The sequence below is a fragment of the Pseudomonas sp. MAFF 730105 genome, from assembly GCF_055380705.1.
In genome coordinates this window covers 152,108-165,226 of record NZ_AP018438.1, presented here as the reverse complement: position 1 = coordinate 165,226, position 13,119 = coordinate 152,108, and the positions used below count along the sequence as shown (strand labels likewise).

Below are 13,119 nucleotides of genomic sequence, written 5' to 3'. Positions count from 1 at the left end.
ATTAGGTGCCCGGACATGAAAAAACCCGCTAAAAGCGGGTTTTTTGTGGATCAGTGCACAGCTGGCTGCGTCAGAGTTCGGAGAAGCACTCTTCGATGATTGCCAGGCCCTTGTCCAGTTGCTCGTCTGGCGAGGTCAACGGCACCAGGACACGCAGGACGTTGCCGTAAGTACCGCAGGACAACAGGATCAGACCCTTGTCGCGGGCCTTGGCTACGATCTGGGCCACGGCAGCGGCGTTCGGCTTATGGGAATCACCGTTTTCGAACAGCTCCACGGCAATCATCGCGCCCAGGGCGCGGACTTCACCGATTACCGGGTATTTCTTCTGGATGGCCTTGAGGCCGCTGACCAGGCGTTCGCCCACCGCCTTGCAGCGATCCAGCAGGTGTTCTTCTTCGAATACCTCCATCACCGCCAGCGCCGCCGCGCAGGCGATCGGGCTACCCGCATAGGTGCCACCCAGGCCACCCGGGGCGATGGCGTCCATGTACTCGGCCTTGCCGCAGACACCGGCCAGCGGGAAACCGCCAGCGATGGATTTGGCGAAGGTGGTCAGGTCGGCAGCGACGCCCATCTGTTCCATGGCGAAGAAAGTACCGGTACGACCTGCGCCGGTCTGCACTTCGTCGGCGATCAGCAGAATGCCGTGCTGGTCGCACAGGGCGCGCAGGCGCTTCATGAACTCCTTAGGCGCCACATAGAAACCACCCTCGCCCTGCACCGGCTCGATGATGATTGCAGCGATGTCACGCGGCTCGGCGTCGTTCTTGAAGATGCGCTCGATGCTGGCGATGGAATCGTCGATGCTCACGCCGTGCAATTCGTTCGGATACAGCGCACGGAAGATACCGCCTGGCATCAGGCCCATGCCGGCCGAGTACGGCACGACCTTGCCGGTCAGGCCCAGGGTCATCATGGTGCGACCGTGGTAAGCGCCAGTGAAGGCGATCACACCGGCACGGCCAGTGGCGGCACGGGCGATCTTCACGGCGTTTTCCACCGCTTCGGAACCGGTGGTTACCAGCAGGGTTTTCTTGGCGAAGTCGCCTGGCACCTTGGCGTTGATTTTTTCGCACAGTTCCACGTACGGCTCGTAGGCCAGGACCTGGAAGCAGGTGTGGGTCAGCTTGTTCAGCTGCTCGGTCACGGCGGCGATGATTTTCGGGTGCACGTGGCCGGTGTTCAGCACGGCGATACCGCCGGCGAAGTCGATGAATTCACGGCCTTCGACGTCGGTTACCGTGGCGTTCTTCGCCGATTCAGCGAAGATCGGGTGGATCTGGCCGACGCCACGTGGAACGGCAGCGGTACGGCGGGCCATCAGGTCAGCGTTAGTCTTGCTCATTACGGTCCTCATTCGCCGCTCATCGGTCGGCGTAGTCCAAGGAATACATGGCGGGGAGGCAACTGCGACAGCATGCGATGATCGACTGCCGCAGCGTTCCGGCCACAAGAAACAGAACAGGTGGAACACGCAAAGGGACAGCGCTCTCGTGCCCTTTGCGCTTGCAGCAGGATCAGATACCCAGGCAGAGGTATTTGATTTCCAGGTAGTCTTCGATGCCGTACTTGGAGCCTTCACGGCCCAGGCCCGAGGCCTTGATGCCGCCGAACGGCGCGACTTCGTTGGAAATCAAGCCGGTGTTGACGCCAACCATGCCGTACTCCAGGGCTTCAGCCACGCGGAACACACGACCCAGGTCACGGGCATAGAAGTACGAGGCCAGGCCGAACTCGGTGTCGTTGGACATCGCGATCACTTCGGCTTCGTCTTTGAAGCGGAACAGCGGCGCCAGTGGTCCGAAGGTCTCTTCCTTGGCTACCGCAGCGGTTTTCGGGACGTTGGTCAGGATGGTCGGCTCGAAGAAGTTGCCTTGCATCGGTTTGCCACCGGCCAGCACGGTCGCGCCTTTGCCGACGGCATCGGCGATGTGCTCCTGGACCTTGGCAACGGCTTTCTCGTCGATCAACGGGCCGGTGGTGGTGCCGTCTTCCAGACCGTTGCCGATCTTGAGTTTGGCGACCGCGGCCTTGAGTTTTTCCGCGAACGCGTCGTACACCGAATCCTGGATGTACAGACGGTTGGCACAGACGCAGGTCTGGCCGTTGTTGCGGTACTTGGAAATGATCGCGCCTTCGACGGCCTTATCCAGGTCCGCGTCGTCGAACACGATGAACGGCGCGTTGCCGCCCAGTTCCAGGGAGACTTTCTTGATGTCCTTGGCACATTCGGCCATCAGTTGACGACCGATCTCGGTCGAACCGGTGAAGGACAGCTTGCGCACGATCGGGTTGCTGGTCAGCTCGCCGCCGATATCGCCGGCGCTGCCGGTGACCACGCTCAGCACGCCTTGCGGGATGCCGGCACGGTGCGCCAGTTCCACCAGGGCCAGGGCCGAGAACGGGGTTTGCGAGGCCGGCTTGATGACCATGGTGCAACCGGCGGCCAGGGCTGGACCGGCCTTGCGGGTGATCATCGCGGCCGGGAAATTCCACGGAGTAATGGCGGCGGTCACGCCGATCGGCTGCTTGATCACGATCAGGCGCTTGTCGGGCTGGTGGCCGGGAATCACGTCACCGTAGATGCGCTTGGCTTCTTCGGCGAACCACTCGATGAACGACGCGGCATAGACGATCTCGCCCTTGGCTTCTGCCAGCGGCTTGCCCTGCTCCAGGGTCATCAGGCGACCGAGGTCGTCCTGGTTTTCGATCAGCAATTCATACCAGCGGCGCAGCTTGTTGGCGCGCTCCTTGGCGGTCAGCGCACGCCAGGCCGGCAGGGCCTTGTCGGCGGCTTCGATCGCACGACGGGTTTCGGCAGCGCCCATTTTCGGCACGGTACCCAACACTTCGCCCGTGGCCGGGTTGGTGACCTTGATCGTCTGACCATTGTCCGCATCGACCCAAGCGCCATCGATGAAGGCTTGCTGGCGGAACAACTGGGTGTCTTTAAGCTGCATGTCGGCTTTCCTTAACAGCACCGCGCGCACGCGGAGCGAATTAGAGTTGTAGAAAGGCGCCTTATGGGCTGCCGTCAGGGAAATCATTCACCGGGCTGAAGCACAGAAATAACGCACAACAAGCATAGACGTGCGGTTCAGCACCCAGACAAGAGCGTTTGAAATCTCAAACGAATCCTAGGGCCGATGGGGGTGAAGGACAATAGGCTGTTCGAAAAAAAGAACGAAAAAGACGAAATTGACCGTTTTTTCTGATCAGCGTAGCCAACACCCGCCTCAGAGCCGGAAAACAACGGCAAATCAGCAGCATGGACGCCCGCCATGCATATGAGTATCATGGCGCCGCGTTGCACCAGTAGCTCAGCTGGATAGAGTACTGCCCTCCGAAGGCAGGGGTCGTGGGTTCGAATCCCGCCTGGTGCACCATACAGATGATCAAAAGCCCCAAGTCGCGAGACTTGGGGCTTTTTTGTGGGCGTTGGTTCACTCAACGCTTGCGCAACGCCTCCAGCCGCGCCGGCAAGTCTTCCTTGGGAAACCGCTTGTGCAGCGCGAGCAGCTTCTCATCCGCCGCCTTGGTCTCCCCCGCCTGGCGCAACCGCAGGATTTCCAGCAATCCCTGCTCCAGCGAAGAGGGGGCGGCGGGCACGGCCTTGCTCTTTTTCGCCATGGGCTCATCCGCCTGGATTTGCACAGGCTGCTCCGGTTCCCGGCTCAGTTCGCCCAGGGGCGCCATGCGCGCCATCGGCGCCGGGGCAGCAGGGGCTGCCGGCGCGGGGGCAACAGCAAGCTCCTGCCGGGCCGCGGAATAATCCAGCGCTGCCGGTGCAGCCAGTTCGTCCTTCGGGACCGGCGAACGCAGCACCAGGCCGATCATCAGCGCCACGCCCGCCACCGTGGCGAACGCCATTTGCCAGCGCGGCCGTTGGCAGGCCTGCAACCAGCGGCTCCACAGGCTTGGCTTGGGCGCCGGCGCTTCGCGGCGGGCGGTGGCCAGGATGAAGGCGTCCAGGGAGGCGGGTGGCTCACCGCTGGTGTGTTGACGGAAATGCTCGATCAGCGCTTCGTCAGCGGGATCCGGGGTCTTTCGGGAGTCAATCATGCGGGTACCTCCTCGGCCAGCAGCCGGTGCAACTTCTGCTGGGCGTAACGCAAACGGCTCTTTACTGTTTCCAGCGGGACGCCGGTCAGGGCGGCGATCTGTGGCAGCTCCAGGTCGCCGTGCAGGCGCAGCAGGAAGACTTCTCGCTGGTCTTCCGGCAAGGCTTGCAACGCGGCCTCCAGACGGCCCTGATCGCGGCTCAGGCTCAACTGCTGCTCCGGGCTGTTGGAGTCGTCGGGCTGGACGTGAAGCTGTTCGTCATAGCTGTCATGCAACGGATTGTGAACACCGTGCCGGCGCCAGTGATCGATCAAGCGATTGCGGGCAATCTGGAACAACCAGGTGCGAAAACTCGCCCGTCCTTGTGGCTGGGTGCTGCTGCGGATCAGGCTGAGCCAGGTGTCCTGAAAGATTTCCTCGGCCAGCTCGGCCTTGTTGCTCAAGGACACGAGGAAACGGTAAAGCCCCTGCCGATGCCGCGCATACAGGCTTTCAAAGCTGGCGCCATCGCCATTGCGGTAGCGGGCCAGCAGCGCTTCGTCGCTGACAGAGTCAATCGGGGTGGGCATTTGGGCAGCGGACTCCTTCCAATAGAAATGCGATCCTGCAAACAACACCGATCCACTGTGGGAGCCGGGCTTGCTCTAACGCCGGTCAGTTAAGGATCAAACGGCGCAACACCTGTGGGAGCAAAGCTTGCTCGCGATAACGATGGCCCCGTCAACATTGCTGCTGACTGACTTACCGCAATCGCGGGCAAGCCTTGCTCCCACAAGCCCGGCTCCCACACTTTGATCCCATTAATCTTCAGGAGCCGTGTTTGACCTCGGGCTTGAGGCTCTGCGCCAGCTCGACCATCTGCACGAACTCGGCACGCAGCCCGAACGGGTCATCGCCCCGGGCGGAACGGGCCAACTGAGCGGTGTCCTTCAAACTCATCGACCCAGTGTAGCGTCCCTCGCCCTTGAGCTGCTGCGCAAAAGCCGCCACCGCCGCCGAGAAACGCAGGTCATCGCTGGCCTTGCCTTCGCCCTGCGCACTGGCGATGGGATGTTCGATCAGTCGGCTGCTGCCGCCTTCAGCGGTTTTGTAGCGTACCCGCACCATTGCCAGCTCACCGGCCTTGCCCTCTTGCTTGGGCTGCGGGCTGGCATAGCGCAGCGGCTCCAGCCAACCCTGCTCCCCTTTCGGCACGATTTCATACAACGCCGTCACCGTGTGCCCGGCACCGATTTCGCCGGCGTCGATCTTGTCGTTGCTGAAATCCTCACGTTTCAGCCCGCGGTTCTCATAACCCAACAGGCGATACTCGCTGACCTGGGCGGGGTTGAACTCCACTTGCAACTTCACATCCCGCGCCACCACCGCCAGGGTCGAGCTGAGCTGGTCCACCAACACCTTGCGTGCTTCGAGCAGGTTGTCGATGTAGGCGTAGTTGCCGTCGCCGGCGTCGGCCAGTTGCTCCATCAGGCGTTCGTTGTAGTTATCCACACCGAAACCCAGGGTCGTCAGGGATACGCCACTTTTACGCCGGTCCACTGCCATCTGCTTGAGGCTGTCGAAATCACTGACGCCGACGTTGAAGTCGCCGTCGGTGGCCAGCAGGATGCGGTTGATGCCTTTGTCGATAAAGCTCTCCCGCGCCATCTGGTAAGCCATTTCGATACCCGAGGCGCCTGCGGTGGAACCGCCGGCGTCGAGCTGATCGATGGCATTGCGGATTTTCACCTTGTCGCGACCCGAGGTCGGCTTGAGCACCACCCGGGACTCACCGGCATAGGCCACCAGGGACACTCGGTCCTGATCGCGCAATTGGTCAACCAGCAATTTCAACGTGCCCTTGACCAGCGGCAGGCCTTCGCGACGGTCCATCGAACCGGAGACGTCCACCAGGAACACCAGGTTGGCCGGCGCCAGGTCCGCCACGGCGCGGTCGGAAGCCTTGATGCCGATGCGCAGCAAACGGGTGTGAGGGTTCCACGGCGACGGCGCCACTTCGGTGGTCACGCCAAAAGGCGAACCATCGGTGGGCAGCGCGTAGGTGTAGGGAAAGTAGTTGACCATCTCCTCCAGCCGCACAGCGCCCTCGGGCGGCAGGCTGCCTTGGGTGAGGTAACGTCGCACATTGGCGTAGCTGCCGGTGTCGACATCCACGCTGAAGGTCGACACCGGTTTCTGCGCAACGCTGCGGACGGGATTGCCTGGCAAGTTTTCATATCGCTCCCCGGGCGCGCTGCGGTAACGCGTGACGGCATCATCGTCCATCACCAGATACGAGCCAATCGTCATTGGCACGTCCATGCGCTTGAACCGGGGCTGCATGGGGGCGATCTCGCGTTGCGGTCCAGGCTTTGCGGGCGCGGCGGCGGGCTCGGCGGTAACGGCAGTCTCTCGGGACGAAGACAACCCACAGCCCGCCAGCGCCACCAATAAGGTCACGGTGAAGCCCTGGGCTGCAGGACGAAGAAATGGACGGGGACGGGACATGGGGCTGAACCTCGTGAGTGGATGATCCGTTCACAAGCTCAGACGAGGAGGATTTGCGGTTCGGGTTAACGATGGCAAAATTTTTTTGGGGGTACTGAAACAGCAGCGCCTGGTCACCCTAGATGTCCAGGCGCAAGACACGACTAGCGAGACGGAATGGCTTGCAGATCATCGACGATAAAGCGGCTCAACACGCCGGTATAGTAACCCTCCACATCGGAGTTACCCTTGTTGGTCAGCGCGCCCAGCATGCTCTTCATGTTCTGCATTTGCCCTATCGCGCCGCCAGGCATCAACCCCTCACGGGCCTGGGCAAAGTGCAACACTTCGGCGCCGGCCTTCTTCACCTTGACCTGATAGCTGAAATCGACGCTGGCAAGGTACGTACCGTCGGCGACGACCTTGTTCATGAAGCCGCCCTGGGTGTCCTGGATGCGGCGCGCGTAAACGGTGTTTACATCCAGCAGGTAGTCCGCTGTTTCCCGGCTGGAGGCATAGCGGTTGGCATCGAGCAGGCGCAGGACCAGATCGCCGTTCAATTGCTCGCGAACGGTTTCGTCAGGCAGGAAGCGTTCATTCTTGCCGACGACTTCAACGTTGAAGGTATCGATCCAGTAAGTGGCGGTCTTGGGGATCGCTACCGGCGCGGGAGAAATGTAGTAATCGGGCTTGGAGGCACAGCCCGCCAGGAGGCAGAGGGCCAGGAATGTGGCAAAAAAGCGCATATCCGAATTCGTCCTTGAAGAGTTGATTGTAAAGCGCGGCGGATTTTACGGAGTCTGGAAGGCTTCTCAAGCTGTTTTGTTGTTTACGCGACTGTGCTGCCCTGACGACCTTCCCACAGAAGCCAAAAGCCCCGGTCGTGATGGACCTGAGCTTTGGTTGGCACATGACTCACAACAGGAAGATCCGATCATTCGATGCCGATTTCCACCACCGTTTTTCCTTGCCCGCGTCCTTCGGCCACTTGCACAAACGCGTCGTTGACCTCGTCCAGGCTAAACCGCCGCGGATCCACCCTGATCCGCAATTTCCCCGCCTCTACCAGCCCTGCCGCCTCCCGCAAGATCTGGCCATGGCGCTCGCGTCCCTTGCCGGTCAGCAAGGGCATCAAGGTAAATACGCCGGAATAGCTCGCGCCACGAAACGACAATGGCGCCAGACTGTGTTGCCCCCAGCCCAGGCAACTTAGGACGTGGCCGGTGTAGGTCCTCACGGCGTTGAACGACGCGTCCAGGGTCGGGCCGCCGACCGTGTCATAAACGATGTCGAAGCCCTCGCCCTCGGTGTGCAGGCGTACGTAGCTGTCGGTGTCCTCGGATCGGTAGTCAATGGCCGTCGCGCCCAGTTCGCGGATGAAATCCAGGCTGTCGATCGAACCGGTGGCATAGACCTCGGCACCCCGTGCCCTGGCAATCTGCACAGCCATTTGGCCAACACCGCCCGCGCCACCATGGATCAGCACTTGCTGGCCGGCCCGGACATTGGCACGATCCACCAGCCCTTCCCAAGCCGTGATGAAGACCAGCGGCAGTGCCGCTGCTTCCCGCATGCTCAGTGAAGCGGGCTTGGGGGCGATCAGGCGAGCATCGACGGCAATGTATTCGGCCAGGGCACCTTGTGCACCACCGATACCGCCCGCCATGCCGAATACCTCCTCGCCGGGGATAAAGTCATGCACGCCTTCCCCCAGCTCAAGAACTGTCCCGGCCAGGTCAATCCCCAATACAGCAGGCAGCGGCTGACGAGCATGGGCACCACCTCCTGCCGCGATCTTGGTATCCAGCGGGTTGATCCCTACAGCTTGAACCTTGATCAGGACCTGTCCCTTGCCCGGAACAGGCCGGGGAATAGAGCGGACGACCAGTGGCGCCTGGGCAACTTCGGCGATGGCAGCGGACATGGTGTTGTTCATGACGGGTAAACCTCCAATGGGTGGGTAGGTTTATATTGCGAGCGCCGGGCTATTCCGATAAGTAAGCAAGAATGGATAGGATTTATTCCTCATAAAGGCCAAATCCCATGGATCTGTTCGAGGCAATGCAGGTGTTCGTACGGGTGGTGGAACGCGGCTCGTTCTCGGCCGTCGCCAGGGAACTGAACCTGGGTCAACCAGCGGTCAGCAAGCAGATCAGCGGATTGGAGAAACACCTGGGTGGGGCGCTGTTTGCCCGCAGCACCCGCCATCTGGCGTTGACCGACCAAGGCCAGCGCTTCTACGCCCAAAGCAAGGAAATCCTCGCCAACCTGGACACTGCAAGGCTCAGTTTCGCCAGCGGACAGGAGCAGGTTGCCGGCCCTCTGCGCGTGGCGGCGCCGGTGAGTTTCGGACGGTTATGCATTGCGCCTTTGCTGGGGGACTTCCTGGCGCGTCATCCACAGGTTCGGATCGACCTGAGGCTGAGCGATCAACATGAGGATGTGCTGAAGGAAAATATCGACGTGGCCATCCGTATCGGCGGGATCAAAAACGAAGGGCTGGTAGCCCTGAAGCTCGGCGAAAGCACACGCCGGGTGTATGCCTCCCCCGCCTACTTGCAACGGCATGGCACGCCACTCGAACCGTCCGACCTGAGCCGCCATAACTGTTTGGGGTTTACCCTGCTGGAACATTATGACGCCTGGCAATTCGACCACCATGGCGAGCAACATCACGTGACGATCAAGGGCAACGTCACCAGCAACAGCAGCGAAGCGATCCGGGAAATGGTGCTTGCCGGGTTAGGGCTTTCGCTTTCGCCACAGTGGTTGTTCGCCGCCGATGTTCACCAGGGAACCGTGACCAACGTGCTTGCCCATTACCTGCCGATGGCATTGCCCATCCACGCGGTATTCAGTCAGGACCGACGCCGCTCGGCACGTACCCGGGCGTTTGTGGACTTTTTGCGTGAACACCTTTGAAGGCTGGACCTGCAGAGGCGCCTGAGCAGGACTAGGCGTCACACGCCAATGAAGGCTGCGCCGACTTCATGGGACGTCGCGAGAAAAACAGCGCCGCCGCGACACCCACCGCCCCCATCACCACGCTATACCCCACGCACACCCACGGACTCCAAGGCACCAGCGCGATCAGCACCAGCGGCGTGACACTGGCCCACAGCGCATAGGCGATGTTGTAGGTGAACGAGATGCCGGAGACGCGGATCTTCGGCGGGAACAGGTTGACCATCACCGAAGGCACCGCGCCGACCACGCCGCAACCCAGGCCGGCCACGGCGTAGGCCAGGCCCAGCCAGGCACCGCCGTTGATCAGGCTGGCGTAGAGCACGAAGATGCCCAGGGGCAGCAACACGCTGTAGAGCATGACCGTGCGCCAGGCGCCGATGCGGTCGACGATGAGGCCGGCCAGGACACAGCCGATGTTCAGGAAGACGATGCCCAGGCTGCTCAAGGCGAAGGTCTGGCCAGGCGTCATGCCGAAGCTTTTCTGCATCACGGTCGGGGTAATGACCACGAACACCACCACGGCGGAGGTCAGCACACAAGTCAGAATGGCGGCGGGTAGCAAGGCATGCCGATGCTCCCGCAGCACCGTGCGCAACGGCAGTTCCGCTGCGCCTTCGCGGTTGGCTTGCAAGGCCATGAAGATCGGTGTTTCGCTCAACCAGCGCCGCAACCAGACGCCGATGACGCCGAAGACTCCGCCCAGCAGGAAAGGCATGCGCCAGGCGTAATCGAGGATTTCCGTTGGGGTGTAGATACGGGCCAGCGCCGTGGCGGTCAGCGCGCCGAGCAGGTAGCCGAAGGTCAGCCCGGCCTGGAGGAAGCCCAGGGCGTAGCCACGATGGTGGAGCGGGGCATGTTCGGCCACGAACACCCAGGCGCTCGGCACCTCACCCCCCACCGCCGCGCCCTGCAGGATACGCAGCGCCAACAGCAGCAACGGTGCGAAATAACCGATTTGTGCGTAGGTCGGCATCACGCCGATGAGCAGGCATGGCAAGGCCATCATCAGGATGCTCAGGCTGAATACCCGCTTGCGTCCCAGGCGATCAGCGAAGTGTGCCATGAGGATGCCGCCCAGTGGCCGCGCCAGGTAGCCAGTGGCGAAAATCCCGAAGCTTTGCAGCAAGCGCAGCCAGTCGGGCATTTCCGGTGGGAAGAACAACTGGCTGAGGGTCAGGGCGAAGAAAACGAAGATGATGAAATCGTAGATCTCCAACGCCCCGCCCAAGGCGGCAAGCCCCAGGGTCTTGTAGTCGGACCGGCTGAACCGGTCGCCTGGCGGATGGGTGATGGCTGTCATGGGCAGATTTGAATATCAGGTTGTTGAAAGGGCGGGGGGATGGGAATCCCCTCGCCACAAAGGCTCACAGGGAGAGAGATCAGCGGTGGTAACGCCGCACGACGCTGCTGTTGCGCAACACGTGGCCGTTGATCTTTTCCATCAGCTGGGCACGGGTCAGTCCCGCGGGCAACGCATCCGGTGGCAGGTCCAGGGCGAAGAGCTGGATCAGGTAGTGATGAGCGCTGTCGCCGATGGGTGGGCAAGGACCGATGTAACCACGGGTATTCTTGCTGTTGATACCGCTCATGCCTTCCAGCGTGGACTTGCTGCCCGCCCCGGTCGGTATTTGCCGCGTAGTGGCCTTGATACCGTAATGAACCCAATGGTCCACGCCCTGACCCCTTTGGCCATCCGGATCCAGCATGACGATGGCGTAGCTGAGGGTGCCCGGTGGGCCGGCATTCCAGCTCAAGGCAGGGGAAATGTTCTTGCCCCCGCAATTGTTGGCATCACTGGCGGCCGCAGCGGTGAAAAGACGGTCATCCGACACGCCGGGGATGTTGAGGGTGAAGCGCTCGTCAGCCTGGGCAGCCCCTTGTGCGCACAGCACCAGGGTGAAGGCTGCCAGCCAGGGAGTGAGGGAAGTCAATCGGGTCATACCGGGCACCTTATGCGGGTCAGGCCATGGACGGCCTGCGCACTATAGCCCCAGCTTCGCCCGGGTTGCAGTGACAATTATGATGAACCTCACTCCAATCAGCCGACTCCAACGAGAAACGCCTGCCGGAGGACCGACCATGCCCTTGCATCAAGTCGCCCGCTTCACGGATGTACGCGAAGACCGCGGCCTCGAAGTCAAGATCAACGAAACGCCCATCGTGCTGCTGCGCACCGGCGATCAGGTACGCGCCTTCCAAGGCAAATGCCCGCACGCTGGTGCGCCGCTGGCCAAGGGTGCGGTGTGTCACGGACGGCTGATCTGTCCCTGGCACAAGGCGGCATTTCGGGCTGAAGACGGCGCCCTGTGCGAACCGCCGGCCCTCGACAGCCTGGAGCGCTACCACGTCGAGGTGCGCGACGGCGACATCTGGGTCGATGATCAACCGCTGCCCGACGAGAAAATCCCGCCGGCCGACGACCCACGCGCCTTTGTCATCATCGGTGCCGGGGCAGCCGGTACGGCATGCGCTGCGGCATTGCGCGATAAAGGCTTCGGCGGCCGGATCCAGATGATCGATCGCGAGCCCGACGCCGGGTATGACCGTACAGTGCTGAGCAAATACGTCCTGGCCGGTGACATGACCGTCGACGAGCCCCCCGCACTGCGTGATGAAACTTACTTCACCCAGCAACGCATCGAACGGATTCACGGCGAGGTCATCGGTCTGGATAGCGCCTCTCGCCAGATTCGCCTGGCCGACGGGCAGACGCTGAGCTACGACGCAGCCCTGATTGCCACTGGCGGAACGCCCAAGACCCCGGAGCTGCCGGGCATCGATTTGCCGCAGGTGTTCGTGCTGCGCTCGATGGAGCACGCAAGGCACATCCTCGACAGTGCCCGGCCGGGGCAACGGGCGGTGATTATCGGTGACAGTTTCATTGCCATGGAAGTCGCCTCGTCGCTGCGCAAACGGGAGCTGAGCGTCACTGTCCTGGCCCGGCATCCCGTGCCGTTCGCGGCGCAGTTGGGCGACAGCGTCGGCCAGGCCATCCTCGCCCGGCATCGAGCCAACGGCGTGGTGTATCACAGCGAGGGCGAAGCGGCGGGCATCGAAGGTGCCGGCACGGTTGAGGCCGTGGTGCTGGATAACGGCCAGCGCTTTGCGGCGGACCTGGTGATTGTCGGGATCGGCGTGCGCCCGGCCACCGAACCGTTCGCCGATTTGCCACGGCAAGAAGACCAGTCGTTGGCCGTCAACGCCGGCATGCGCGTGGCCGATGGCGTATGGGCCGTCGGTGATATCGCGACCTTTCCTCTCAACGGCCAGCCCCGGCGAATCGAACATTGGCGCCTGGCCCAGCAACAGGCCCGGATCGCAGCCGCGAATATGCTCGGTGGTGAAGAACATTACCTGGATGTGCCGTTTTTCTGGACCTATCACTTCGGCAAACGCTACGACTACCTCGGCCATGCCGAACAATGGGATGAGGTGCAGTTCAAGGGCACCCCCGAGCATCCGCCCTTCATTGGTCTGTTGGGCAAGGATGGCCTGGTTGCCGCGGCTGTGGCCTGCGATGAAGGCCGAGCCATGGCGGCGCTGGCCCAGCGCATGAAACAACCGCTGCCGGTGGACGAGGCGTGGCGGTTGATCCGGGATTTTTCAAGCGCCTGACCTATC

At 62.0% G+C, this 13,119-nt stretch carries 11 protein-coding genes and 1 tRNA gene; 3 read left to right on the top strand and 9 right to left on the bottom strand.

Annotated features, from left to right (window positions below; genetic code table 11):
• Positions 1 to 70: 70 nt before the first annotated feature.
• Both gabT and gabD read right to left on the bottom strand, forming a co-directional pair.
• Positions 71 to 1,348, bottom strand: a complete 1,278-nt coding sequence (gene gabT, locus PCOSP_RS00785) for a 4-aminobutyrate--2-oxoglutarate transaminase (protein ID WP_139650275.1) — start codon at positions 1,346 to 1,348, stop codon at positions 71 to 73.
• A 172-nt stretch (positions 1,349 to 1,520) separates the two neighbouring features.
• Positions 1,521 to 2,963 carry an NADP-dependent succinate-semialdehyde dehydrogenase gene (gene gabD / locus PCOSP_RS00780; RefSeq protein ID WP_053190479.1) on the bottom strand — a complete coding sequence of 481 codons (1,443 nt, stop codon included), beginning with the start codon at positions 2,961 to 2,963 and terminating at the stop codon, positions 1,521 to 1,523.
• 349 nt (positions 2,964 to 3,312) lie between these two features.
• On the opposite strand from gabD, the gene PCOSP_RS00775 reads away from it, so the two are divergent.
• A tRNA-Arg gene (locus PCOSP_RS00775) sits at positions 3,313 to 3,389 on the top strand.
• A gap of 61 nt (positions 3,390 to 3,450) precedes the next feature.
• Here PCOSP_RS00775 and PCOSP_RS00770 read toward each other — a convergent pair.
• The 5 genes from PCOSP_RS00770 to PCOSP_RS00750 all read right to left on the bottom strand — a co-directional run bounded on the left by PCOSP_RS00770 (position 3,451) and on the right by PCOSP_RS00750 (position 8,467).
• A complete protein-coding gene (locus PCOSP_RS00770) occupies positions 3,451 to 4,065 on the bottom strand; it encodes a hypothetical protein (protein WP_464710082.1) in 615 nt (204 codons plus the stop codon).
• Positions 4,062 to 4,634: an RNA polymerase sigma factor gene (locus PCOSP_RS00765; RefSeq protein WP_464710081.1), complete on the bottom strand. Its 573-nt coding sequence runs from the start codon at positions 4,632 to 4,634 to the stop codon at positions 4,062 to 4,064. Before PCOSP_RS00765 ends, PCOSP_RS00770 begins: the two co-directional genes overlap by 4 nt.
• A gap of 238 nt (positions 4,635 to 4,872) precedes the next feature.
• A complete protein-coding gene (locus PCOSP_RS00760) occupies positions 4,873 to 6,552 on the bottom strand; it encodes a vWA domain-containing protein (protein ID WP_139650270.1) in 1,680 nt (559 codons plus the stop codon).
• Between the two features lie 143 nt (positions 6,553 to 6,695).
• Positions 6,696 to 7,277, bottom strand: coding sequence for a hypothetical protein (locus PCOSP_RS00755; RefSeq protein WP_175386611.1), 582 nt, complete (start codon positions 7,275 to 7,277; stop codon positions 6,696 to 6,698).
• 188 nt (positions 7,278 to 7,465) lie between these two features.
• A complete protein-coding gene (locus PCOSP_RS00750; protein WP_464710079.1) occupies positions 7,466 to 8,467 on the bottom strand; it encodes a zinc-dependent alcohol dehydrogenase family protein in 1,002 nt (333 codons plus the stop codon).
• A gap of 107 nt (positions 8,468 to 8,574) precedes the next feature.
• On the opposite strand from PCOSP_RS00750, the gene PCOSP_RS00745 reads away from it, so the two are divergent.
• Positions 8,575 to 9,453 (top strand): LysR family transcriptional regulator, encoded by an 879-nt coding sequence (locus PCOSP_RS00745; protein ID WP_139650264.1) that lies wholly within the window; start codon positions 8,575 to 8,577, stop codon positions 9,451 to 9,453.
• A 31-nt stretch (positions 9,454 to 9,484) separates the two neighbouring features.
• Here PCOSP_RS00745 and PCOSP_RS00740 read toward each other — a convergent pair whose 3' ends face one another.
• Positions 9,485 to 10,798: an MFS transporter gene (locus tag PCOSP_RS00740; RefSeq protein ID WP_139650262.1), complete on the bottom strand. Its 1,314-nt coding sequence runs from the start codon at positions 10,796 to 10,798 to the stop codon at positions 9,485 to 9,487.
• Positions 10,799 to 10,877: 79 nt separating this feature from the next.
• Positions 10,878 to 11,438 (bottom strand): YbhB/YbcL family Raf kinase inhibitor-like protein, encoded by a 561-nt coding sequence (locus PCOSP_RS00735; RefSeq protein WP_139650260.1) that lies wholly within the window; start codon positions 11,436 to 11,438, stop codon positions 10,878 to 10,880.
• A gap of 139 nt (positions 11,439 to 11,577) precedes the next feature.
• On the opposite strand from PCOSP_RS00735, the gene PCOSP_RS00730 reads away from it, so the two are divergent.
• On the top strand, positions 11,578 to 13,113 hold the full coding sequence (locus tag PCOSP_RS00730; RefSeq protein WP_464710078.1) for an FAD-dependent oxidoreductase: 1,536 nt from the start codon (positions 11,578 to 11,580) through the stop codon (positions 13,111 to 13,113).
• The last annotated feature ends 6 nt before the right edge of the window (positions 13,114 to 13,119 follow it).

What these genes read in the sequence shown, in the direction of transcription:
- PCOSP_RS00770 (WP_464710082.1), bottom strand. Translation starts at nt 4,065, where the DNA reads ATGATTGACTCCCGAAAGACCCCGGATCCCGCTGACGAAGCGCTGATC.
- PCOSP_RS00750 (WP_464710079.1), bottom strand. Translation starts at nt 8,467, where the DNA reads ATGAACAACACCATGTCCGCTGCCATCGCCGAAGTTGCCCAGGCGCCA.
- PCOSP_RS00760 (WP_139650270.1), bottom strand. Translation starts at nt 6,552, where the DNA reads ATGTCCCGTCCCCGTCCATTTCTTCGTCCTGCAGCCCAGGGCTTCACC.
- PCOSP_RS00765 (WP_464710081.1), bottom strand. Translation starts at nt 4,634, where the DNA reads ATGCCCACCCCGATTGACTCTGTCAGCGACGAAGCGCTGCTGGCCCGC.
- PCOSP_RS00740 (WP_139650262.1), bottom strand. Translation starts at nt 10,798, where the DNA reads ATGACAGCCATCACCCATCCGCCAGGCGACCGGTTCAGCCGGTCCGAC.
- PCOSP_RS00745 (WP_139650264.1), top strand. Translation starts at nt 8,575, where the DNA reads ATGGATCTGTTCGAGGCAATGCAGGTGTTCGTACGGGTGGTGGAACGC.
- gabT (WP_139650275.1), bottom strand. Translation starts at nt 1,348, where the DNA reads ATGAGCAAGACTAACGCTGACCTGATGGCCCGCCGTACCGCTGCCGTT.
- PCOSP_RS00735 (WP_139650260.1), bottom strand. Translation starts at nt 11,438, where the DNA reads ATGACCCGATTGACTTCCCTCACTCCCTGGCTGGCAGCCTTCACCCTG.
- PCOSP_RS00730 (WP_464710078.1), top strand. Translation starts at nt 11,578, where the DNA reads ATGCCCTTGCATCAAGTCGCCCGCTTCACGGATGTACGCGAAGACCGC.
- PCOSP_RS00755 (WP_175386611.1), bottom strand. Translation starts at nt 7,277, where the DNA reads ATGCGCTTTTTTGCCACATTCCTGGCCCTCTGCCTCCTGGCGGGCTGT.
- gabD (WP_053190479.1), bottom strand. Translation starts at nt 2,963, where the DNA reads ATGCAGCTTAAAGACACCCAGTTGTTCCGCCAGCAAGCCTTCATCGAT.